Genomic DNA, 23,635 nt, shown 5'->3' with positions numbered 1-23,635 from the left:
CCTGCCCGCATTATTCGATAGATCCGCTTTCCTGGTCGCTTGTACAGTGACGCCAGGCGTCAGGGGGAGGGGATCATGCGCGTGCACTACCCGCGTACCCCTCATCTGCCCTGGTCGCCCGGCGCGACAGCGGACGACGTCCGCGCGGGTGACCTGTCCGGGCTGCGCGGACAGGAGGTCGTGGTCACCGAGAAGCTCGACGGGGAGAACACCACCCTGTACCCCGACGGCATGCACGCCCGGTCCCTGGACTCGGCCCACCACCCCTCCCGGGCGTGGGTCAAGGGACTTCAGGGGCGGATCGGCGCGCGGATCCCGGCAGGGTGGCGGGTGTGCGGGGAGAACGTGTACGCCCGGCACTCCATCGCCTACCAGGAGCTGGAAAGCTGGTTCTACGGGTTCTCGGTCTGGGCCGGCGATCGGTGCCTGGACTGGGACCGGACGGTGGCCCTCCTGCGGGAGCTGGGGGTTCCGGCGCCGCCGGTGCTGTGGCGCGGCGTCTTCGACGAGCGGGTGCTGCGACGGCTGCGGCTGGACACGGAGCGGCAGGAGGGGTACGTCGTCCGGACCGTCGAGGGGTTCGGGCGGGAGGAGTTCGCCGGACGGGTGGCCAAGTGGGTGCGGCGGGAGCACGTACGGACCGACACGCACTGGATGCACGGCCCCGTCGTGGCCAACGGCCTGGGGCCGGCCGCGGCGCTGTGGTCGGTGCGTTCGGGAGCGGATGCCGACGCGGCCGCCCTGCTGTCCGCGGTGAAGGTCGCAGGCGAGGACCCGGCGGCGGCCGGCACGGCGGTGGCCGAGGTGACGGGCAGGCTCGACGCGATCGGGCGGTACGGGGACGCCCGGCTGGCAGGGGTGCTCGCCGCCGCGCTGCACGCCATGCCGCGCGCCTGGCTGGCGGCGCGGCTGGCGGGGCCGCTGGGCATGCCACTGGCGCGGCGGGTCGCGGACCTGGTCGGGTTGCACGCCGGCCTGCGCCGGCCGTACCCGGACGAGGATCGGCGCGCCGGCCTGGTCCGCATGGCGTTCGCCGCCGATCTGGGGGTACTGCACGCCGTCGCCGCGTCCGTGCCGGCAGGAGAGGTCGACGGCGAGGCGCGCGAGCAGGTCGAGTGGTCGGCGCTGCACGCCGAGGACGCCGGGCTGCTGGGGCCGGGGCCGCTGGAGCCGCTGCGGACCGGCCTGCGCGAGGCGCTCGCCGGGCTCGGGGCGGAGGCCGCCGACCGGTGCTGGGCGGAGGCACGCGAGGCGTACGCCAGGGGGCGGGTCGCCACGGTCGAGGAGGCCGTGGCGGCGACCTGGAGATGGCGGTCCGGACGGTTTCCCCGGCTGGTTCACCTGGTCGGGCCGTCGGGCAGCGGGAAGAGCACGTTCGCGGCGGGCCTGCGGGGGATCGACGTGCGCCTGTCCCTGGACGACCTGCGCGAGGCCCGGGGCTCGCGGGCGGACCAGCGGGACAACCGGGAGGTGCTCGGCGAGTGCCTGGAGCGGCTGGACGCCGCGCTGGCCGGCGGCGCCACCGTGGTGTGGGACGCGACGTCGCTCACCCAGCACCAGCGCTCCGTGGTGCACGCCGTGGCGCGCCGCCGCGACGCGCTGACGACGCACGCGGTCGTGCTGGTGGAGGAGGCCGAGCTGCACCGGCGGAACGACCGCCGCGACCACCCGGTGCCGCCGCACGTGCTCGCCGCCCAGGCACGCCGGTTCGTCCCGCCCTATCCCGGCCAGGCCCATCGCACCTGGTACGTCGGCGCGTCAGGAACCGTCGATGACGTGGGCGGAACCATGGACGCGGCGGAGGCGTGATGCGTACCAGCGAGGAGATCTACCACCGGGTGCGCTGGGACCCGCGGTTCGACCCGTCGCGTTTCGTGCTGGGCGTCGGCCAGCGCGGAGCCGCCCCCAAGCGGATCCCGCTGCCTGCCTTCACCCCGGGCGGCGACATTCCCTGGCACCGGGTGCTGTTCGTCGAGGCGGACGGCGAGCTGGTCTGGGACCGCGCCACCGGCCTGGACCGCGTCGACACCTGCGTCGCCGGCCGGGCGCGGGACCCGCGCCGCCTGCGGGCGCCGTTCTTCACGGCGCGGACCCCGCACGCCTGGGACCCGGTGGAAGGCTGGCGTCCCTGCTCCGGGCAGGGGACACCCGCGACGCACGACCTGCGGGTCCTGACCTGGAACACGCTGTGGGACCGCTACGACAGCGAGCACATCGACACCGCCCGGCGCCGGCCCCTGCTCCTGGCGGCGCTCGAGGCGGCCGACGCGGACGTCATCGCCCTGCAGGAGGTCGAGCCCGCGCTGCTGTCCATGCTGCTGGCGGCCCCGTGGGTGCGCGCCCGCTACGCCATCGGCACCGGCCCGGACGGCGCGGACGTCGACGACAGCGGGCTGCTGCTGCTCAGCCGGCTGCCCGTGCGCGAGGCGGCATGGCACGCGCTCGGGCCGCACAAGGCCGTGGCCGCCCTCGTCGTGGACACCGCGGCCGGCCCCCTCGTGGTCGCCGCCACCCACCTGACCAGCGATCACACCGACGACGGCGCGGCCAGGCGGCGGGCCGAGCTGGCCAGGATCGCCGAAGGGCTGGCCGGTGTGGACGGCGACCTGATCCTGCTGGGCGACTTCAACGACGGCACGGACGCCCCCGCGGCCGAGCTCCGGCTCCGGGACGCCTGGACGGAGATGTACGGACCCGACCAGACCCCTACCTTCGATCCGCGCGCCAACCCGCTGGCGGCGCTCTCCTCGCTGACCGGGCGGGCCGCGCGCCTGGACCGGATCCTGCTGCGGGGCCGGCCCCGGGTGGTCTCGGCGGCCCTGCGCGGTGACACGCCGTACCCGGAAGGGCTGTACATCTCCGACCACTACGGGGTGGAGGCGGTCCTCGACGTCACGGGGACCGCGCCCGCCGGGACACTCGACGTGCCGCCGACCGCGCGCACGGCGGTGGCGTGGCTGCCGCCGCCGGAGCTGTGGCCGCCCATCCAGGATGTCCGCCGGGAGCACGATCCCCGTATCGACCGCTGGCCGCCGCATGTCAACCTGCTCTTCGGCTTCGTGCCAGAGTCGGAGTTCGAGTCGGCGGCGCCGTTGCTGGCTGCGGCGGCCGCGGAGGTGGCGCCCTTCACCGCCCGCCTGGAAGGAGTGCGTGCCTTCCGGCACCGGGACGACGCGACCGTCTGGCTCGACCCCGCCGCGGACGGCCCGGCGCCGTGGGCCCGCCTGCGCCGGGCGCTGGAGCGGCGCTTTCCCCGATGCGGGGGGCGGGCCGAGGGTTTCACGCCACACCTGACGTTGGGCCGCGTCGCGGACCCGGATCGGCTCGCCGTCCGGCTCGACGGGATGACGGCGCGGGTCGGGGAGATGGTGCTGCTGTCGCGCCGCGGGGACGAGCCCATGCGCCCGCGGGCGGTGATCGCCCTGGGAACGGGCGAGGTCCGCTGGATGACCGACGAGGCGGTCGAGCCGCCGGGGCCCGCCACGGCGGCCCTGGCCGAGAAGGTCACGAGGCGTCTGGCGGAGGCGCTGCGTCCGGGGATCGTGCACGTTGCGGGATCCCGGCGGATGGGTTGCGAGCTGGCGGCCGCGGACCTGGACCTGGTGGCGGCGGTGCCCGGCGAGACCGACATGGATCAGGTCCAGGCTCGGGTACGAGCGGCCGTGCCCGGCGTTTCCAGGGTGCGACAGGTGATCGGCGCCAGGGTGCCGGGTCTGCGGTTCCACCTGACCGGCCTGGACGTGGACCTGACCGTGGTGGCCACCGGGCCGCTCTCCGCCACGCAGGCCCTCGCCCGCCGCGCCGAGCTGGGCCACGCGGCCGCGGTCGCCTTGAGCGCGGTCAGCGACGCGGACACGGTCCGCGCCGCCGTCGGGGCCGAACACGCCCGTTTCGCCCGTCTTGCCAGGCAGGTCAAGGCGTGGGCGCGGGCCCGTGGCCTGGACGCGGCCCCGTTCGGCGGGCTGCCGGGGGTGGCCTGGGCCGTGCTGTCCGCGCGCACCGTGTGCGAGAGCGACGACCCCGACCTGCTGTCGCGCTTCTTCAGCACGTGGGCCGCCTGGGACTGGCGGGATCCGGTCGCCCTCACTCCCGCCGCCGCCTCGGGGGAGCCGGCCCCGATGACCGTGATGACGCCCAGCGACCCGATACGCAACTGCGCGCGCCAGGTCACCGCCGGTGGCCGGGACCTGCTCACGCAGGAGCTCTACCAGGCATGGGAGCTCCTGGAGGACGGCCGGCGCACCGAACTGCTCTCGCCACCGCCCCTCCACCGCCGGCACGCCGCATGGGCCGTGCTGACCCTGCACCGCGACCGGGCCGAGGAGTTCGACGCGATGCTGGGGCGCGTCAGGGGCCGGATGCTGGAGTTGCTCACCGCCCTGGAAGCGGCCGGCGTGCCCGACGCGCACGCCTGGCCCCGCCCGTTCGAGGCGGGACCCAGGTCGGCACGGTACGCCATCGGCCTGGGCCGCACGCCGCCGGATGCGGGCCGGCTCGCCGAGGTCACCGGTGGATGGGTCCGCGGCCTGCCCGGGGTCACGGTCGAACGCGCCGAATGCGGTGCCGTACCGACCCTGGCCTGACACGCGCGGCCCGGCCCTCCACGAGGTTCCCGGGGTGGCGCTGACCTTGCGGATGGTCCTCCCTCACGCGCACCCGCGCGTGAGGGAGCGGGAGTGTCAGGGGAGCCGGCGGGTTGTGGCCTGCTCGCAGGCGCCGGGCGCGCGGCGGCCCGGGCAGGGCGGACAGCGGGTCAGCTGTTCGCGCGGATGGTCTGGTTGATCCAGTCGGTGTAGGCGGTCACGTTGGTGTACAGGCCGGGGCCTTCGGCGCAGGAGGGGCTCGGGGCGCCGGGGCCGGAGGTGACGCCGATGAGCTCCCAGCGACCGCCCCGGCCGCGCTGGATCTGCGGGCCGCCGGAGTCGCCGTTGCAGGCCATGGCCTTGGGTGTGCGGCTGATGGTGCACAGGCGGGTGCCGGAGGCGTAGCCGGGTCCGCATTCGGAGATCGCGCCGCGGCGGGTCTCCAGCTGGCGCAGCTTCTTGGCCATCTTCCACTCGTCCGGGTTCTTGCTGAACGTGGTGATGCCGAAGCCGATGATGCGGGTGGGGGTGCCGGGCTTGCCGGCCTGCCGGGCGATCGGGACGGGCTTGACGGAGACGGGCTTGTCCAGGCGGATCAGCGCGAGGTCGGCGGTGTTGTACGGCGCCTTGTCCGTGCCCTGGGCGTAGCGGGGGTGGGTGATCGCTTGGGCGATCCTGCGGACGGTGCCGCCGGACTTGCGCTGGTCGCTGCCGATGCGGACGGTGCCCTTCACGATCGAGCCGATCTCCATGTCGACGCAGTGCGCCGCGGTGACCACCCACTGGGGGTTGATCAGCGCCGCACCGCAGTTGCCGTCCTTGAGGCCCAGGGCGGGCGCCGTGATGGGGATGGAGGCCATGAAGCCGTAGGACTCGGTGGGCTTGGTGCCGTTGATGATCGCTCCGGCGCTGCCGGCCGTCGCCGCGAGGCAGGCCGCGCCGGCCAGGGCGACGATGGCGGAACGGGACATGGCGCGGTGGAACGACTTCTTGCCAAACACGGGGGAGAAACCCTTCAGTGGAAGATTGAGACGTTATAAAGCTAGATGTCCGTCTTTTCCTGGGGGATCACGTCAGCACGTCAACATGGGGTAGGGGTAACCCCACCTGACCAGGGCGGGCATCACGGCTCGTGCGGACCGAGGCGGCGGGGTCTCCAGCGCACACTCGCTCCCCAGTCCGGCCCAGATGCGCGGTGAAGGTCCGCTGGGTCGAGGACGTTCGCGACCTGACGGCGGCGGGGGACGCGTTCGCCGCCGGTTTCCTGTGCGGGTATCTTCGATCGCGGGATCTTCGTGAAGCCGGGTGCGAGGGCCTGTGCCGGCCGCCAGGGTCCTGTCCTCTCCGGAAGCCTCTGTGACCGGCCGGCTCGCCTGTCGGCTCGCCCGGGCTGGGGCAGGCGGCGCGTATCCCTGGTCCGCGGCATCCCGTCGGGCTCCCGTCGCGGCGCATCGTCCTCGCCACGCCCGAAGCCAGGTGGTGGGCGTGGTCCGGCCGGCGAGCGGAACGGTGTCGGGTGGCGTGCGGGTTACAGGCGACGGGAAGTGGCATGGACAGGGTGTTGATCTCGGGTATCTCAGGATCGGGAAAGACGACGCTGGCCGTGGCGCTGTCGACCGCGCTGAAGCTGCCCCGGTTCGAGCTCGACGCTCTTCATCATGGGCCGGGCTGGGTGCGGCGGCCGGAGTTCGGGTCCGACGTGGAGGCGTTCTCGGCCGGGCCGCGTTGGGTGACCGAGGACCAGTATCACGCTGCTCTGGGGGATCTGCTGTGGCAGCGCGCGGACACGGTGATCTGGCTGGATCTTCCCCGTCCGACCATCATGCGGCGGGTCGTGCGGCGCTCGATCATCCGAGCGGTCACGCGACGTGAGCTGTGGAACGGCAACCGGGAGGCTTTCCGTGACTGGCTGGACGCGGGACACCCCGTCCGCTGGGCCTGGTCACAGTACGAACGCAGGAGAGACGAGACCGCCGGCCGCATCAGCCGGCATCCTGACCTCACGGCCGTCCGTCTGCGTTCGACCGGTGAGGTCAGCCGCTGGAAGGCCGGGCTGACGACCGACTCCCAGGTCTGAGGCCAGTCGGGATCGGCCCCACGACGGCCCGCCGCCGGCGAACGGCCCGGCGGGTGTGTCGGGGCGCGCCGCCGGTCAAGCGCGGCTGTTGAGCGGACCGACCTCGCTCGTGGCCGCCAGGTCGGCGAGCAGGGCGACCAGCCGGTCGTGCGCCTCGGCGGCGACGAGCACGCTGCAGGCCGCGGTGCAGTCCTGGCCCGCGTTGTAGAAGGTGGCCGCCGAGATGCCGTCGGCCGCCCGCTCCAGGTCGGCCGGCCCGAGAAGCCGGGTCGTCCTTTCACCCGGTGCATCCGCAAACTCCTCGCCTACCTGGCCGACAACCCGACCGCATCGTGGTGATCGGCCGGCGGCAGGGGGGCGCCTCCCGGCCGACGCCACCCGCTCAGACCAGGGCCAGGTAGCCGGCGAGCTCGTTGGATGAGTCGGTGGCGATCCCGATGTATCCGTCCGGCCGGATGAGGGTGTGACGCATGTCGCCGTACGGCTCGGCGGTGGTGTACGCCCGCACCTGCGGGCCGTCCGGCACCCTGGGCGCGGGTTCCGGCGAGAGCAGCGTGAAGTGCGGGCCCCGCAGCAGGTCGAACATGCGCGCCCGGCTGCCATCGGCCAGGCGCAGCGGCCCGTCGGGCACCCGATCTCCGCCGTTGCGGGCAAGCGAAGCGCCCCGGTAGCCGACCTGCAACTGGTAGGTCTCCTCATCGCGCTTGTAGGTCTTCTTGTCGTGCAGGTCGGTGCTGAGGCCCAGCACGCGAGCTGCGATCGGGCGGCGTTCCTCCTCATAGGTGTCCAGCAGCGACCGCGGCGCTCCGGCGAGTACGCGCGCGAGTTTCCAGCCCAGGTTGTAGGCGTCCTGCACACCGGTGTTGAGGCCCTGCCCGCCTGCGGGCGAATGCACGTGGGCGGCGTCTCCGGCCAGGAAGACACGACCGTCCCGGTACCTGTCGGCCAGCCGGATGTTGACCCGGTAGAGGGAGGACCACAGTAACTCGGTGATGCGCACCCTCCGCAGCATCGACCGCTCAGCGAAGACCCGCTGAAAGCCGGACAGCGTCAGATCCGGCGTCATGCCCGGCTTGAGCGGCGCGAGCACCTGGAAGGTGTCGGTGCCGGCCATCGGATACAGCGCCACCATGCCCTTGCCCGGCCGGAACCAGATGTGGATATGGTCTCGGTCGAGTCCCTCGACATGTACGTTGCCAAGCGCCATGCGCTCCTCCTCGCGGGTCTCGCCGACGAAACCGGCACCGAGTGCCTTGCGCACGAAGCTCCTGCCGCCATCGGCCGCGACCAGGTAGTCGGCCCGCAGCGTCACCCCCGTGCCCAGCCTGGCCGTCACACCTTGCGCGTCCTGCTCGAAGCCGGTCAACTCCGCGCCGTACTCCACCTTCCCGCCCAGCTCCGCCAGCCGTTCACGCAGGGCCTCCTCCGTGCGCCACTGTGGATGCATCACCACCATCGGGTACGGCACGGCGTCCGTCGCCGCGACGGGCTTGTGCATGCGCCCCTGATACACCGCCACCCTGCCGATCCTCACCCGCAACGGCGGATAAACCGTCGCGGACGCCAGCACGCGGTCGATCACGCCGAGGTCGTCGAAGATCTCCTGCGTGCGGGGCTGCAACCCCTTGCCCTTCGAACCCAGGGAGGGCTCCGGCGCCCGTTCCACGATGCGGTGGCCGATCCCGCGCCTGGCCAGTTCTGCCGCCAGCGTGAGCCCCGTGGGCCCGCTACCGACGATGAGCACGTTCGTCTTCTCAGTCATGGCCCGACCGTGCCAGGCCGCGCTGCCATATCCCTGTCACCGCTCTGCCGGGACCGCCGTACAGCCTGCTCGCGCGCTCTTCGAGGCCTGCGGGAGATGCGGTCGGCCCGGCGGGACCGGAAGGATCTTGGCAGGAACGAAAGGGCCACGGCCGCCGACCTGTCGGTGGCCTTCGTCAGCCAGGCCGCCGCGGCTGCCGCATCGGACCGGATGCCCACGCGCCGCCGCCGGGTGGGGGTCCTCTGGCCAGGATCTGCTCACTGCTGGAGGGTCTGACTGCGGTCGATGAGATCCAGCACCGCGTCCCTCATCTCGCGGAGGACGGCGACGGTCTCCGCGGCGGCCGCGGCGATGGCCTGCTCACCGGGTGCGGTGTCGGGCTCGACCAGCCGGGCGACGGTGTCGGCGAGAACCTTGTCGGGATCGTCGACGCCGGGCACCGCGGTGGCCGGGTCGGACATCGCGGTGCCGAACCCGGTGAGCAGGGCGTGTACGGCGTACGTCTGCTCCGGCAGGGGGCGGTCGTGGCGGACCAGTCCGTGCCGGTGCACGATCGGCATTCCCATCTCGCACATGGCACTGGGTGTGGTGCGGGCGAACAGCTCGCGGTCGCCGGTCTGCTGGGTGAGCAGCCGCAGCAGCTCGGTGTCGCCGCTGTGCAGGCGGCGCGCCAGCGGGAGTTTCAACCCGGTGCGGATCAGCAGCGGGGCGAAGCGGCGCGGCAGCACGACGGCCGGGTCGGCGGTGATGCGGGCGATGATCTCGTCCAGGAAGGTCAGCACGTCGCGTGCGAACAGCCCGAGGATGAGGTCTTCCTTGGCGGGCCAGTACAGGTAGACGGTGCCCTTGCCGACCCCTGCCACCCGGGCGATCTCGCTGACGGTGACCTTGCGCACGCCATGGTCGAGCACCAGCTCGCGTGCGCTGTCCAGGATGCGGGCGGCTTTACGCGAGTGGCGCTCGATCAGCTGGCTCACCGGGGCGGTCCTCTTCTCCCGTGCTCGGGTTCCGTCGGGCTGGAATCGGGTCAGGCGGCGGCGATGTCCAGCTGTTTGTTGTTCATGTCGGGGCCGTTCACCATCTTGCCTATGGCCGGGCCGATGACCGGCGCGTGCATGAGGCGGACCATCACGCTGCGCATGATCTGCTCCTTGCGGTCATGCGGGGTGAGCAGCCGGCGCATGACCAGCGCGCTCTTCTGCTCGGTGTGGATGAACGGCCGCATCCGGTCCTCCCACGCGCGCAGCGCGCCGGACAGGTCGCCGGGGTGGCGCTGCAGCATGGTGCCCAGGAGTTCGCCGCCGGCGATGCCGCTGGAGGCGCCCATGCCCGCGTACAGGGTAACGCACCATGCGGCGTCACCGATCAAGACGATCCGGCCGCGGTGCCAGCGCGGCATCCTGACCTGGTGCACCGAGTCGAACAGGAAGTCCGGGGCCTGCTCGAACGCCGTGAACAACCGCTCCAGCAGCGGGCCGGGGGGCTGCGGGCCGAACGCGGCCCGGATGGACTCGATCGGCGGGCGCGCGAACTCGGCGTCCGTGTCATCGGTGCGGTAGGAGAACAGCAGGCCCGGCGTGTGGTCGCGGAAGGAGAAGATCCACGCAGAGCGTCCCGGCTCGGCCAGGACCAGGCCCTCGTCCTGGGTGAAGCCCTCTATGGACTCCTTCAGGACGGTCGCACCGATCATGTAGTTCAGCGGATGCAAATGGTTCTGGGAACCGAAGACCAGCTCGCGCACGGTGGAACGCATCCCGTCGGCACCCACCACCAGGTCGAAACGTTCGGTGACGACGGCGCCGGAGGCGGTGTCGTGCAGGGTGACCGTCGCGGCGGAATCGTCCTGGGTGATGCGGGTCGGCACGGTGGAGTAGCGGATCTCCACATCGTCCGGCAGCGCGGAGAACAGCGCCTGCTCGATGTCGCCGCGCACCACCAGCCGGGGTTTGCCAGGCAGATCGGCCGGGCTCATGCCGGGGCTACGGCGCCCGGCCCGGTTCACCTCGTAGGTGGTGAGTTGCGGGCTCCTGCGGTCACCGATCGCCTCCAGCACGCCCAACCGGCGGGCGGAGGCGATACCGGTGCCGAACAGCATGATGAAGTACCCGCTCGAGCGGCGCGCGGGCGCTTGCTCCACCAGCACCGGCTCCCAACCCACTTCCCGCAGCCGCAGCGCGGTGGCGATGCCCGCTATCCCGAGACCGACCACCAGAGCCCGGCCATGTCTGACTGTGTCCGTCATGACGACTTCCTTCCTGTCGTGTCGCCCATGACGCTACTGAACGAACTGACCAATTCAGTTCGTTTGGTCAGTTTGTGGTGGAGGCCACACGGGTGAACCTCCCGCAAGGCCGAACGGTCCCCGGCCGGAAGGCAGGAGTGTCAGAGGGTCGTCGCCATCGGCCTCCGGCGGGCAGTTCCGTGTGGGGCCAGGACTGCCCCTCGGGTGTAAAGGCGTGCCGAAGCCGGCCGGATGGTCGGTCGCGGGTGGAGGCGGCCGGCGGGGGAGCGGCCGTCCTCCCGGAAACAGCCGCAGCGCCCGTGCGAGCTGCGATCAGCGCCCCGGGTCCGAGCCGGGCGACGGATCCGGGGCGGGTGCAGGCGCTGCGGGCTCGGGCCGAGCCGGCCGCAGCGGGCTGCCGGTTCTCCCTGGACGCCGAGGGGACCAGGGTGGCGGGGACAGGCGCGCAGCATCACCCCCAGGCTTCGCGCGCGCTGCGCGAGCCGGTCACGTGGTGGGCGTTATGGGTGTGCTATCCCGCCGCGATCCAGGTCCACATGCCCCGCTGGCGGTGCTGGTCCACCGGGCACCACAGCAGGTATCGGCCATGCTTCAGGGCGACCGTGAGCGTTGTCCGTCCTCCAGGCGGGACGATCATGGAGGTGCGGCTGACGCCGGGTCCCCTGATCGACAGGCCGTGTGGGTGCCCGCCCACGTTCTTGATCCTGAAGGTGACGCTTCCGGGCCTGAAGTGCCACCTTGAGAGCACGATGAAGTAGTTTCCTTCCCTCACCTTGACGACAGAAGTGTCAGCGGCGCTCGCCGTGACGTGGGGCGCTGCCACGGCGGCCGTGCCGCCGGCCGTCAGTGTCAGCGCGGTGGAGGCCAGTACTGCCGCCAGACAGTACGTGCCTCTGGAACGATGAACAGCGAACATGATCGCCATCCCTTCATCGCCGTACCACCGATGTCGGCCATGGCGCAGGCCTCCATCACCTCTCCACGCATACGGGGCGCCAACCCCACGAAAGTCTCTGAGGGTCGTACAGCATTCACCATTTCGGCGAGACCAAATCTTGTCCTTTTCAACAAGATCCGGCTGTGGCCGCGGCGCAGCGGACCGCGAACGTCTCCCGGCGGCGGTCCGCACCGGGAGTCGGGCACGCACAGGCCAGGCAACGGAGGTTAGGCACGGCAGACCGGGGCAAAACTTGCATTATGGCAGGTGGGGGATGGTTCTCCCGATGGCCGGTGCTGCGGCAGCTTCGGGGAGAGGACGGCAGGAGCGACGCCGCGCGTTCGGCGCGCACCGACGCGCTGAGGCCGCGCACCGAGGAGGCGGACACGGTCGCCCGCTCGGTCTGCCCCTACTGCGCGGTCGGCTGCGGCCAGCTCGTCTACGTCAAGGACGGCCGGGTCAGCCAGATCGAGGGCGACCCCGACTCGCCGATCTCGCGCGGCAGGCTGTGCCCCAAGGGCTCGGCCAGCAAGCAACTCGTCACCCATCCGGGCCGTCAGACGCACGTGCTGTACCGCAGGCCGTACGGCACGCGGTGGGAGCGGCTCGACCTCGGCACCGCGATGGAGATGATCGCCGAGCGGGTGCTGTCGACACGGCGGGACACCTGGCAGCACACCCATGAGGGCAAGGTCGTGCGCCGCACGCTGGGCATCGCCGGTCTGGGCGGGGCGACGCTCGACAACGAAGAGAACTACCTGATGAAGAAGCTCTACACCGCCCTCGGCGCGATCCAGGTGGAGAACCAGGCGCGTATTTGACACTCCTCCACCGTCCCCGGTCTGGGGACCAGCTTCGGGCGTGGCGGCGCGACGACCTTCCAGCAGGATCTGGCTCGTGCGGACTGCATCGTCATCCAGGGTTCCAACATGGCCGAATGCCATCCGGTGGGCTTCCAGTGGGTGGTGGAGGCCAGGGCGCGGGGAGCGAAGGTCTTCCACGTGGACCCGCGCTTCACCCGGACCAGCGCGCTGGCCGACCGGCACCTGCCGATCCGCGCGGGCAGCGACATCGTGCTGCTCGGCGCCCTGGTCAACCATGTCCTCGGCAACGAACTGGACTTCCGCGAGTACGTGCTGGCCTACACCAACGCCGCCACCCTCGTGTCCGAGGACTTCCAGGACACCGAGGATCTCGACGGGCTGTTCTCCGGCTTCGATCCTGAGACGTGCTCGTACGACCCGAAGAGCTGGTCGTACGAGGGCCCGGCCGAGCACGCGCCGGGGGAGACCCTGGAGGGCGGCCTGCACCACGCCGCGGCGGCGGGAGCGGACCGGTACGGCTCCAGCGGGGCCGCCGCGCACCCCAGCCCGCCGACGGACCCGACGCTGCGCCACCCGCGCTGCGTCTACCAGATCCTCAGGCGGCACTTCGCCCGCTACACCCCGCAGCTGGTGGAGCAGCTCTGCGGCATCTCGCCGGAGGACTTCGCCGAGCTCGCCGACGCGATCACCGCCAACTCCGGCCGGGAGCGCACCACCGCGTGGGTGTACTCCGTCGGCTGGACCCAGCACACGGTGGGCGCGCAGTACATCCGCACCGCCGCGATCCTCCAGCTGCTCCTGGGCAACATCGGCCGCCCCGGCGGCGGCATCCTGGCGCTGCGCGGGCACGCGAGCATCCAGGGCTCGACCGACATCCCGACGCTGTTCAACATCCTGCCGGGCTACCTGGCCATGCCCCACGCCCACCGGCACACGGGCCTGGACGACTACCTGGCCCGCGAGGGAGGAGACACCGGCTTCTGGGGCAACCGGCGTTCCTACCTGGTGAGCCTGCTCAAGGCCTGGTGGGGAGAGGCGGCCACCGAGGAGAACGACTTCTGCTTCGACCACCTGCCGCGCCTGACCGGCGACCACGGCCACTACACCACGGTGATGGGCCAGATCGACGGGACGGTGAAGGGCTACTTCGTGGTGGGGGAGAACCCCGCGGTCGGCTCGTCCGGCGGCCGGGCCCAGCGCCTCGGCCTGGCCAACCTCGGCTGGCTGGTGGTGCGCGACCTGACGCTGGTGGAGACGGCCACGTTCTGGCAGGACGGGCCGGAGCTCGAGACCGGGGAGATGCGCACCGAGGACATCGCCACCGAGGTGTTCTTCCTGCCCGCCGCGAGCCACGTGGAGAAGGAGGGCACCTTCACCAACACCCAGCGGCTCCTGCAGTGGCGGGAGAAGGCGCTCGACCCGCCCGGCGACTGCCGTAGCGACCTGTGGTTCTACTACCACCTCGGCAGGATCCTCAGGGAGCGGCTGACAGGGGACGAGATCGACCGGCCGCTGCGCGAGCTGACGTGGGACTACCCCGAGGACGGCGAGCACCGCGAGCCGTCGGCGGCGGCCGTGCTCCGCGAGATCAACGGTGTCGGCCCGGACGGCCGGGCGCTGTCGTCCCCCACCCAGCTCAGGCCCGACGGGTCCACCACGTGCGGCTGCTGGATCTACTGCGGCGTCTACGCCGGCGAGGTCAACCAGGCCGCCCGGCGCCGGCCCGGGAGGGAGCAGACGCCCGTGGCGCCCGAATGGGGCTGGGCCTGGCCGGCCAACCGGCGGATCCTGTACAACCGGGCTTCCGCCGACCCCGAGGGCCGCCCGTGGAGCGAGCGGAAGGCCTACGTCTGGTGGGACGCGGAGCGCGGTGAGTGGACCGGGCACGACGTACCCGACTTCGAAAGGAACAAGCCGCCGGACTACGTGCCGCCCGAGGGCGCCAGGGCCGAGGCCGCGCTGTCCGGGACCGACCCGTTCGTCATGCAGTCCGACGGGAAGGGCTGGCTGTACGTGCCGGCGGGCCTGGCCGACGGGCCGCTGCCCGCCCACTACGAGCCGCACGAGTCGCCGGTCCGCAACCCGTTGTACGGCCAGCAGGCCAACCCCGCGCGACGGACCTACCCGCGCGCGGTAAGTCCCTACAACCCGCCCCGGTCGCCGCGCTTCCCGTACGTGCTGACCACCTACCGGCTCACCGAGCACCACACGGCGGGCGCCATGAGCCGGCCGCTGGCCTACCTCGCCGAGCTGCAGCCTGAGCTGTTCTGCGAGGTGTCCCCCCTGCTCGCCGCCGAGCTCGGGCTGGCCAACGGCGACTGGGCCACGATCGTGACGAGCCGTACCGTGATCGAGGCCAGGGTGCTGGTCACCGGCCGGGTCCGGCCGCTGCGGATCCAGGGCGAGACGGTGCATCAGATCGGCCTGCCCTACCACTGGGGGTGGGGCGGCGGCGGCCTGGTGACCGGCGACGTCACCAACGACCTGCTGCCGCTGGTGCTCGACCCGAACGTCTACATCCAGGAGAGCAAGGCCATGACCTGCGACGTGCGTCCCGGCAGACGGCCGAGAGGACGGGCGATGCTCGACCTGCTGGAGGAGTACCGGCATGACTGAGCGGATGGGCTTCTTCACCGACACCAGCGTCTGCATCGGCTGCAAGGCCTGCGAGGTGGCCTGCAAGGAGTGGAACCAGCTGCCCGACGACGGGTTCGTGTTCGAGGCGACCTCCTACGACAACACCGGGCAGCTCGGGGCGAGCACCTGGCGCCACGTCGCCTTCATCGAGCAGACGCGCCCCGTGCGGACGAGCGGGGACGGCGACGGCGGGGTGGACCGCTGGCTGATGTCGTCCGACGTGTGCAAGCACTGCACCCATGCCGCCTGCCTGGACGTCTGCCCGACCGGCGCGCTGTTCCGGACCGAGTTCGGCACGGTGGTGGTGCAGGAGGACATCTGCAACGGCTGCGGCTACTGCGTGCCGGCCTGCCCGTTCGGCGTGATCGACCGCAGGGAGGACGACGGGCGGGCCTGGAAGTGCACGATGTGCTACGACCGGCAGCGCGGGGGCCTCGAACCGGCGTGCGCCAAGGCGTGCCCGACCGACTCGATCCAGTTCGGCCCCCTCGACGAGCTCCGGGAGCGGGCCGCGGACCGGCTGGAGAGCCTGCACGCCGAAGGGCGCCCCGAGGCCAGGCTGTACGGCGAGAGCCCGGACGACGGCGTGGGCGGCGCGGGGGCGTTCTTCCTGCTGCTGGACGAACCGGAGGTGTACGGCCTGCCCCCTGATCCGGTGGTGACCACCCGCGACCTGCCGTCCATGTGGCGCTGGGCGGGGGCCGCGGCGCTGTCCGTGGCGGGTGTGGTGGCGGTCGCCTTCTCGGGAGGCTTCTCGGGAGGCTTCGCGGGATTCCGTGACGGAGGGCGGCGGTGACGCGGGAGCGGTCGATGGTGCCGGAGGCCGAGTTCCGCTCGTACTACGGGCGGCCGGTGATCAAGGCGCCGATATGGCACGAACCCCACATGCCAACCTATCTCTACCTGGGCGGCATGTCGGGGGGTTCGTCGATGATCGCCGTGGTGGCCGGGTTCGCCGGGCACCACCGGCTCGCGCGCGCGGCCCGGATCGCGGCGGCACTCGGGGCGGCCGCCGGCGCCGGCCTCCTCACCGCCGAGCTGGGCAGGCCCGAACGCTTCCTCAACATGCTGCGGGTGTTCAAGCCGACCTCGCCGATGAGCGTGGGCTCCTGGATCCTCGCCGCCCAGGGCGGGCTGTCGGCGGTCGCCGCCGCCACCGAGCTGACCGGGACCCTGCCCGTGGTGGGCGACGCGGCGGTCCTCGCCACGGGCGTGACCGGTCCGCTGACCGCCACCTACACCGCCGTCCTGGTCGCCGACACCGCCGTGCCGGCCTGGCACGGCGCCTACAGGGAGCTGCCGTTCCTGTTCGCCGGGAGCGCGCTGGCCAGCGCCGGGGCGGCGGGCATGCTGGCGACGCCCCGCGCCGAGGCCGGTCCCGCCCGCGTGGTGGCGGTGCTCGGGGCCGCCATGGAGACCGTCTCCGGCGCGGTGATGGAGCGCAGGCTGGGGCCGGTCGGCGAGCCGTACCGGCTGGGGAGGGCGGGCCGCCTGATGCGCGCCGCCCGCGCGCTGACGGCCGGTGGCGGGCTGCTCGCCGCGGTCGCGGGGCGCAGCCGTACGCTCACCGCCCTGTCCGGCCTGGCCCTCACGGCCGGCGCCCTGTGCACCCGCTTCGGCATCCTGGCGGCGGGCAGGGCCTCGGCCGCCGATCCGAGGTACACGGTCGTACCGCAGCGGCAGCGCCTCGACGGAGAGCGGCCCGCCTGATCGGCCTTACCCGCCTGCGCGTAGGTTCTCCCTTGGAGGCGTGTGGGCGCCTGGTGGCCCCCGCGGTCTTCAAAACCGACGAGGCCGAGGTCATCGGCCTGGCGGGTTCGATTCCCGTCCGCCTCCGCTCTATTTTCGAAGGGTGGACCCACGAAGGCAGGTGCCACGCACCGACGCCGTACTCGCCGACCCGCGCCTGGTCGCGGCGGGCGGGCGGCTGGGCCGGTCGGTCGTCAAGGACGCGGTGGCGCGGGCCCAGCAGCGGGCGCGGCTCGGCGAGATCACCGCCGAGGAGGTCGCGGACGAGGCCGTGGCGGCGCTCCCCCCACAGGCCGCGAGCCTGCGCGCGGTGATCAACGCGACCGGCGTGCTGATCCACACCAACCTCGGCCGGGCGCCGCTGTCGCCCGCCGCGGTCGAGGCGATGGCGGCCGCCGCCGGAGCCGCCGACGTGGAGTTCGACCTGGAGACCGGCGTCCGGGCCCGCCGCGGGCGCGGCGCGCTGGACGCGCTCGCGCGCGCCGTGCCGGCCGCCGAGGACGTGCACGTCGTCAACAACAACGCCGCAGCGCTCGTCCTGGTGGCCACCGCGCTCGCCGCGGGCCGGGAGATCGTGATCAGCCGCGGCGAGCTGGTGGAGATCGGCGACGGGTTCCGCATCCCCGACCTGCTGGTCTCCACGGGGGCGCGGCTGCGCGAGGTCGGCACGACCAACCGCACCTCCTTCGGCGACTACGCGGCGGCCGTGGGACCGCAGACCGGATGCGTGCTCAAGGTGCACCCGTCGAACTTCCGGATCGAGGGTTTCACCGGCTGCGCCGAGGTGCCGGAACTCACCGGGCTGGGCGTGCCCGTCGTGGCCGACATCGGCTCCGGCCTCCTCACCCGCGAGCCGCTGCTGCCCGCCGAGCCTGACGCGACCACCATGCTCGAGGCCGGGGCGGATCTCGTGACCGCCAGCGGCGACAAGCTGCTCGGCGGGCCGCAGGCGGGGCTCCTTCTCGGCCGCCACGACCTGGTCGAACGATGCAGGCGGCATCCCCTCGCCCGCGCGCTGCGAGTCGGCAAGCTGACGCTGGCGGCGCTGGAGGCCACGCTCCGGGGTCCCGCCGTCCCGGTCCGCCAGGCGCTGCACGCCGATCCGGCGGCGCTCGCCGACCGGGCCGAGGCGCTCGCCGGCACGCTGGCGGGCGCCGGGGTCGACGCGCGAGCCGTACCGAGCGAGGCCGCCGTGGGGGGTGGGGGAGCGCCCGGGGTCACGCTGCCGAGCGCCGCGGTGAGCCTCCCCGAACGGCTCGCCGCGCCGCTGCGCACCGGCGATCCGCCGGTCGTCGGCCGCGTCCAGGGCGGGCGGCTGCTGCTCGACCTGCGCACCGTTCCCCGCGACAGGGACGGCGACGTGGCCCGCGCGATCCTCGGGGTGAGCGGCTGATGCACGTCGTCGCCACCGCCGGTCACGTCGATCACGGCAAGTCCACGCTGGTGCGGGCGCTCACCGGGATGGAGCCCGACCGGCTGGAGGAGGAGCGGCGGCGGGGGCTGACGATCGAGCTGGGCTACGCCTGGACGGCTCTGCCCTCGGGGCGGCGCCTCGCCTTCGTGGACGTTCCCGGCCACGAGCGGTTTCTCGGCACGATGCTGGCCGGGGTCGGTCCCGTGCCGGCCGTCCTGTTCGTGGTGGCCGCCGACGAGGGCTGGATGCCGCAGTCCGAGGAGCACCTGGTGGCGCTGGAGGCCCTCGGCGTACGGCACTGCCTGCTCGCGGTGACCCGCGCCGACCTCGCCGACCCGGGCCAGGCGATCGAGCAGGCGCGGACCCGCCTGGCCGCCGCGGGGCTGGGGGGCGCGGGCCCGGATGCGGGCGGGTCGGGCGGCGTCGAGGCGGTGGGGGTGAGCGGGCGCACCGGTCAGGGACTCGGCGAGCTGCGGGAGGCACTGGACCGGCTGGTCGCCCGGCTTCCCGCGCCCGATCCGCGGGCACCGGTCCGGCTGTGGATCGACAGGGTGTTCACCGTGACCGGCAGCGGCACGGTCGTGACCGGGACCCTGCCCGAGGGCACGATCTCGGTGGGCGACGACCTGGCGCTCGGTGGCGAAGCGGTACGGGTGCGGGCGCTGGAGGCCCTCAAGGAGCCACTGGCCGCGGTGACGGGCGTCGCCAGGGTGGCGGTGAACCTGCGGGGCCGCGGCCTTCCCGAGCGAGGCCTGGCCCTGGTCACCCCCGGCCGATGGACGTTCACGGACCTGGTGGACGTCCGGATCTCACCGGTCGGAGCGCTCCGGGATCCCGGCCGCGGTCCGGGCGGCGGCGACGAGGGGCGGCGCCTGCCCAGGCGGCTGATCGCGCACATCGGGTCGGCGGCGGTGGCGTGCGAGGTACGGCCGCTCGGCGGCCGTGTCGCACGGCTGCGCCTGGCCGGCCCGCTCCCGCTCCACCTCGCAGATGTGCTGCTGCTGCGCGACCCCGGCCGCGACCGGACCGAGGTGCGGGTGCTGGCCGCGGCGAGCGTGCTCGACGTGCGCCCGCCGGCGCTCGGCCGCCGGGGCGCGGCGCGGGCGCACGCCGCACGGCTTGAGTCGGCCACGCCGGACGCGGCCTCCGCCCTGCGCACCCACCGGCTGCTGCGCGCCGCCGACCTGACCGCCATGCTCCGGACGCCCGGCGGGCAGCCGGTCTGCGGCGACTGGTACGCCGACCCCGATCATTGGGAGGAACTGGCCGGGCGGCTGACCGGGGTGGCCCGGCGGTACGCGGCCGAGCACCCGCTCGATCCTGGCATGCCGCTCGAAGCGGCCCGGCACGAGCTCGCCCTGCCCGACCGGCGGCTGGTCGCCGCGCTGGTACGGCCGCCGCTCACACTCGGCGAGGGCCGGATCCTCACCCGGCCTCCCGGGCTGCCCGCACAGGTGGCCAGGGCGGTCGAGCGGCTGACGGCCGAGCTGTCCGCGCATCCCTTCCAGGCGCTGGAGGCCCGGCGCCTGACCCAGCTGGGGCTCGGGATCCGGGAGCTGGCGGCGGCCGTACGGGCGGGACGCCTGCTACGCGTGGCCGAAGGCGTCGTGCTGCTGCCCGGCGCGGACGCCAGGGCGGCGGAGCTGCTGAGACGGCTGCCGCAGCCCTTCACGGTCAGCCAGGCCCGGCGCGCCCTCGACACCACCCGAAGGGTCGCGGTGCCGCTGCTGGAACACCTCGATCGGAGCGGGGTCACCGAACGGGTGGACGATGTCCACCGCCGCTGCCGTTGACCCCATGAACGACACCGTGGGACGCGCTGGCCGAGACGCCGCGCAGGGGAGCGGCGGCCGTGGGGCGGCCCCCGCCTGCGTGTGACCGGGAAGTGACCGGCACGTCAGCGGCCCGGAGCACCCTTCAAGGGCCCTGAGCAAGGGGGCGGCGGCCTTCATCCAGGCGGCCCGAGCCGTGTGCGGGGGCGTACGTCAGCGGCGCGACGTCGCTGACGAGCATCGCGGCTCGGGGCGGTGCTGATGCTCGGTCCGGCCGATCGCGGTCTTCATGGACCCATCGCGTCATGGGCCCATGGCCGCGACAGCACCAGGACCGCCGGGCCCGCCACGGGTCCGGCGGTCCCCGGCGACACCCTCGCCGTCCCCCCTCTCTCGACCGGCTCGCCCGCTCCCTTCAGGACCTCATCGCCTCGATCGCGAGGCTCCTGGGCGTCAGCCGCTCCACCATCCACACGTACGTGCCCGAGCTCAGGACCGGCGGCGACCACCAGACCATCGACCTCCCCGCCCAGCGCCTCGAACTCGCTGTGGAGAACGACCAAGCGAGTGGCGGCTCACCGGGAGCCAGAGGAGTTCCAGGCCGAGACGCGGACGGGAAGAGGCGGTTCACGCGTCGGTGAGCGAGAACCGCTCGATGTCCTGGACCAGGCTGCCGTGCGTGAAGGCCGCCGTGTACTCCTGCTCGCCCAGGACGGTCCGCGTCTGATGCGCGGCGGCGGAGTGCAGGTCGTGGAAGGGCCGCAGCGCGGTCAGCGAGACGCCGGTGACGCGTCGCAGCCGATGCGCGACCCCCAGCAGCTGCGCCGCCCGGTGGTGGTGCCCGGCCGAGGCGGTCGACCAGGCCAGCGACTCCATGGCCCAGGCGGGCCCCCAGCAGTCGTCGATGTCGTACTGCCGGCGCAGCGCCTCCCGGAACAGCGCGGCCGACCTGTCGACGTCCCCGTGGCGGAGTTCGGCAAGGCCGAGCGTCCACAGCGCCCACGAGTAGGCCCATCCGGCGCCGCTGGTCTCGGCCTCGGCGAGATACTCGCGGGTCGCTGCGCCGGCCAGCTCGCCGTCGCCGAGGAAGGCGCAGCTCATCGCCCACATCATGGTCGCCATATGCGCGTCGCCGTGCCGCCCGGCGCGGCGGAAGGCGGCCCTGGCCCGCGACAGCGTCGGGATGGCGCGGCGGTCGCTGTGCACCAGCAGCGCGTGGCTGCCCTCCACGTAGGTGGTGACCGCCGCCACGGCGGGATCATCCGCGGGGCGCCCGCCGGCCGTCATGCAGGCCTCCGCCGTCGCGCGATCACCCTGGACCAGCGCGCTCCACGCCAGCATGGCCGCCGCGCCGGCACGGTAGGACGGCGGGTCGGCGGGAACCGCCTGGTAGGCCCGCTCCAGCCAGTGACGTCCCTCGCCGATCGTCTTGGCGAAGAACCAGACGCGCGTCCTGGTGAGATCGACCGCGATGTCGAGCCCGTGGACGGCCTCGCCGGGGCAGGACAGGGAGAAGTTCAGCGCCTCCTGGAAGTTCGGCAGCTCGCGCCGGAGCCTGGCCAGCCACTCGATCTCCTGCTCGCCGCACCAGCGATCGGCGGCCTCGGCGGCCATCCGCTGGTAGTGGTCGCGGTGGCGGCGGCGCAGCGGCGACTCCATGCCGGCCTCGGTGAGCCGCTGCCTGCCGTACTGGCGCAGCGTCTCCAGCAGCCGGTAGCGGGTGCGGCGGCCGTGGGCGCGCGCCAGCAGCACCGACTTGTGCACCAGCCCGGCCAGCAGGTCCAGGACGTCCGTCCGGTCGATGCCGGAACCGCTGCACACCGCCTCGGCCGCCTCCAGGTCGAACCCTCCGGCGAAGACCGACAGCCGCTCCCACAGCAGGCGTTCCGGCTCGGTGCACAGCCCGTAGCTCCAGTCGATCACGTGTCTGAGCGTCTGGTGGTAAGGGGGTGAGGTCGTGGCGGGGGTGGCCAGCAACCTGAACCTGTCGCCGAGGCGGTCCAGGATCTCGTCGACGGACAGCGTGCCCAGCCGTACGGCGGCCAGCTCGATCGCCAGCGGGATGCCGTCGAGGCGCCGGCACAGCTGGGCGACCCGCTCCTCATTGTCCTTCGTGACGGCGAACCCGGGAGAGGCCGCGGCGGCGCGGTCGACGAGCAGCGCGACCGCGTCGTAGTCGGTCAGCGGCAGGAGGGCGGCCGGCTCGGCCACGGGTGCGGCGTTCCTCCCCGGCGCGGGGCCGGTGGTGCCCGCGACGGCGGCGGGCTCAGGGGAGAGACCGGTGGACGGCACGGGCGGCAGGGAGAGCGAGGGCACCAGCAGGACGTGCTCGCCGGCCAGGCCGAGCCGGTGGCGGCTGGTCGTCAGCACCCGCAGCCCTGGGCACGCCTTGAGCAGCAGGTCGACCAGCGCCGCCACCGCCGTCACCACGTGCTCGCAGTTGTCCAGCACCAGCAGCAGCCGCTTGCCGCGCAGGAACCCGGCCAGCACGTCGGCCGGACGCCGCGCCGACTGGTCTCGCACGCCGAGCGCCTGCGCCACCAGCCGGTCCAGCAGCTGCGGTTCCGGCAGCGCGGTCAGGTCGGCCAGCCAGACCCCGTCGGGGAACGCGGCGGCCAGCTCGGCCCCCGCCCGTAACGCCAGCCTGGTCTTGCCCACGCCGCCCACGCCGGTCAGGGTCACCAGCCGGTGGGCCGCCAGCAGCCTGCCGACCTCGGCCAGCTGCCGCTTGCGGCCGACGAACGTCGTCACCTCGGCCGGCAGGTTGCCGCGTACCGGTGGCCGGCTCGAGAAGGCCATCGCCGGATCGCCGGCGAGCAGCCGCCGGTGCAGCTCGCGCAGCTCCGCCCCAGGATCGACGCCGAGCTCCTCGGCCAGGAGCCGCCTGACCGTGTGGTAGCAGCGCAGGCTCTCGCCCTGCCGTCCCGACCGGTACAGGGCCAGCATCCGCTGGGCCCAGAACCGCTCGCGCAGCGGGTGGGCCGCGGTCAGCTCGTGCAGTTCGGGCAGCAGGCTCTGGTGCAGGCCGAGCGTGAGATCCGCCTCGATCCGCAGTTCGAGCGCGTCGAGCCGGCGCTCGTCAAGCGCGGCGGCGACGTCGCGGCGCAGCACGTCGGAGCTGATGTCGGCCAGCGCCGCTCCCCGCCACAGCCGCAGCGCCTCGCGCAGCAGCGCGGCGGCGTGCTCGGTCTCGTCGGCCGCGGCGGCGACGCCGGCCCGCCGTACCAGGACGTCGAACCTGTGCAGGTCAAGCGCCTCGGGGTCGACCTCGATCGCGTACCCCCCGGGCCGCGTCACCACAGGACATCCGGTGCCCGGGCCCGTGGCCAGCAGGCGGCGTAGCCGCAGCACGTAGTTCTGCACCGTGTTGCGGGCGCCGTCGGGCGGGCTGTCGGCCCACAGGCGGTCGATCAGCGTGTCGACGGTGACGACGTCGCCGGCGTCGACGAGCAGGACGGCCAGCACGGTCCTGAGCTTGGCCGCGGGGACGGCCAGCGGGAGACCGTCGCGAAGCACCTCGACGGGCCCCAGGATCCGGAACTCGAAGCCCCCAGATGGCATGACGCATTGTAATCACATGGCGACGAAGAGGACCGGGCTCATGGCGACGTAGCCAGGCCCCGCTCGGCCATCCGAGC

At 73.2% G+C, this 23,635-nt stretch carries 16 protein-coding genes and 1 tRNA gene; 10 read left to right on the top strand and 7 right to left on the bottom strand.

Annotated features, from left to right (window positions below; genetic code table 11):
- Positions 1-75 precede the first annotated feature (75 nt).
- Together ABZX22_RS35650 and ABZX22_RS35645 are read left to right on the top strand one after the other, a co-directional pair.
- Positions 76-1,809: an RNA ligase family protein gene (locus tag ABZX22_RS35650; protein ID WP_354918249.1), complete on the top strand. Its 1,734-nt coding sequence runs from the start codon at positions 76-78 to the stop codon at positions 1,807-1,809.
- A complete protein-coding gene (locus tag ABZX22_RS35645) occupies positions 1,809-4,583 on the top strand; it encodes a poly(A) polymerase (protein WP_354918246.1) in 2,775 nt (924 codons plus the stop codon). The genes ABZX22_RS35650 and ABZX22_RS35645 overlap by 1 nt, the downstream gene beginning before the upstream one ends.
- Before the next feature lie 170 nt (positions 4,584-4,753).
- Here the strand turns inward: ABZX22_RS35645 and ABZX22_RS35640 are convergent, their stop codons facing one another.
- Positions 4,754-5,584: a serine protease gene (locus ABZX22_RS35640; protein ID WP_354918244.1), complete on the bottom strand. Its 831-nt coding sequence runs from the start codon at positions 5,582-5,584 to the stop codon at positions 4,754-4,756.
- Between the two features lie 131 nt (positions 5,585-5,715).
- On the opposite strand from ABZX22_RS35640, the gene ABZX22_RS35635 reads away from it, so the two are divergent.
- On the top strand, positions 5,716-5,943 hold the full coding sequence (locus ABZX22_RS35635; RefSeq protein WP_354918241.1) for a PfkB family carbohydrate kinase: 228 nt from the start codon (positions 5,716-5,718) through the stop codon (positions 5,941-5,943).
- 189 nt (positions 5,944-6,132) lie between these two features.
- Positions 6,133-6,660 carry a hypothetical protein gene (locus ABZX22_RS35630; RefSeq protein ID WP_354918238.1) on the top strand — a complete coding sequence of 176 codons (528 nt, stop codon included), beginning with the start codon at positions 6,133-6,135 and terminating at the stop codon, positions 6,658-6,660.
- 75 nt (positions 6,661-6,735) lie between these two features.
- On the opposite strand, the gene ABZX22_RS35625 is transcribed toward ABZX22_RS35630, so the two are convergent.
- The 5 genes from ABZX22_RS35625 to ABZX22_RS35605 all read right to left on the bottom strand — a co-directional run bounded on the left by ABZX22_RS35625 (position 6,736) and on the right by ABZX22_RS35605 (position 11,580).
- Positions 6,736-7,038, bottom strand: coding sequence for an aldehyde dehydrogenase family protein (locus ABZX22_RS35625; protein WP_354918235.1), 303 nt, complete (start codon positions 7,036-7,038; stop codon positions 6,736-6,738).
- 4 nt (positions 7,039-7,042) lie between these two features.
- Positions 7,043-8,422: an FAD-dependent monooxygenase gene (locus ABZX22_RS35620; RefSeq protein ID WP_354918232.1), complete on the bottom strand. Its 1,380-nt coding sequence runs from the start codon at positions 8,420-8,422 to the stop codon at positions 7,043-7,045.
- Between the two features lie 257 nt (positions 8,423-8,679).
- Positions 8,680-9,399 (bottom strand): helix-turn-helix domain-containing protein, encoded by a 720-nt coding sequence (locus ABZX22_RS35615; protein WP_354918229.1) that lies wholly within the window; start codon positions 9,397-9,399, stop codon positions 8,680-8,682.
- Positions 9,400-9,449: 50 nt separating this feature from the next.
- Positions 9,450-10,664 carry an FAD-dependent monooxygenase gene (locus ABZX22_RS35610; protein ID WP_354918226.1) on the bottom strand — a complete coding sequence of 405 codons (1,215 nt, stop codon included), beginning with the start codon at positions 10,662-10,664 and terminating at the stop codon, positions 9,450-9,452.
- A gap of 511 nt (positions 10,665-11,175) precedes the next feature.
- Positions 11,176-11,580, bottom strand: coding sequence for a hypothetical protein (locus ABZX22_RS35605; protein WP_354918223.1), 405 nt, complete (start codon positions 11,578-11,580; stop codon positions 11,176-11,178).
- A gap of 281 nt (positions 11,581-11,861) precedes the next feature.
- On the opposite strand from ABZX22_RS35605, the gene fdh reads away from it, so the two are divergent.
- From fdh to ABZX22_RS35575, 6 genes are all read left to right on the top strand, one after another.
- Entirely contained in the window at positions 11,862-15,041 is a 3,180-nt protein-coding gene (fdh, locus tag ABZX22_RS35600; RefSeq protein ID WP_354918221.1) for a formate dehydrogenase, read from the top strand.
- Positions 15,034-15,858 carry a 4Fe-4S dicluster domain-containing protein gene (locus ABZX22_RS35595; protein WP_354918218.1) on the top strand — a complete coding sequence of 275 codons (825 nt, stop codon included), beginning with the start codon at positions 15,034-15,036 and terminating at the stop codon, positions 15,856-15,858. The genes fdh and ABZX22_RS35595 overlap by 8 nt, the downstream gene beginning before the upstream one ends.
- Positions 15,855-16,772 (top strand): NrfD/PsrC family molybdoenzyme membrane anchor subunit, encoded by a 918-nt coding sequence (gene nrfD / locus ABZX22_RS35590; RefSeq protein WP_354918215.1) that lies wholly within the window; start codon positions 15,855-15,857, stop codon positions 16,770-16,772. Before ABZX22_RS35595 ends, nrfD begins: the two co-directional genes overlap by 4 nt.
- 34 nt (positions 16,773-16,806) lie before the next feature.
- Positions 16,807-16,899: transfer RNA gene (locus ABZX22_RS35585), tRNA-Sec, on the top strand.
- Positions 16,900-16,914: 15 nt separating this feature from the next.
- Positions 16,915-18,204 (top strand): L-seryl-tRNA(Sec) selenium transferase, encoded by a 1,290-nt coding sequence (gene selA / locus ABZX22_RS35580; protein ID WP_354918212.1) that lies wholly within the window; start codon positions 16,915-16,917, stop codon positions 18,202-18,204.
- On the top strand, positions 18,204-20,018 hold the full coding sequence (locus ABZX22_RS35575; RefSeq protein WP_354918209.1) for a SelB C-terminal domain-containing protein: 1,815 nt from the start codon (positions 18,204-18,206) through the stop codon (positions 20,016-20,018). The genes selA and ABZX22_RS35575 overlap by 1 nt, the downstream gene beginning before the upstream one ends.
- A 606-nt stretch (positions 20,019-20,624) precedes the next feature.
- On the opposite strand, the gene ABZX22_RS35570 is transcribed toward ABZX22_RS35575, so the two are convergent.
- Positions 20,625-23,558, bottom strand: a complete 2,934-nt coding sequence (locus ABZX22_RS35570) for a BTAD domain-containing putative transcriptional regulator (protein WP_354918206.1) — start codon at positions 23,556-23,558, stop codon at positions 20,625-20,627.
- Positions 23,559-23,635: the final 77 nt, after the last annotated feature.

The sequence above is a fragment of the Nonomuraea sp. NPDC003804 genome, from assembly GCF_040610675.1.
GTDB lineage: Bacteria > Actinomycetota > Actinomycetes > Streptosporangiales > Streptosporangiaceae > Nonomuraea.
The sequence above is the reverse complement of the archived record's forward strand: the minus strand, read 5'-3'. Positions and strand labels throughout refer to the sequence as shown.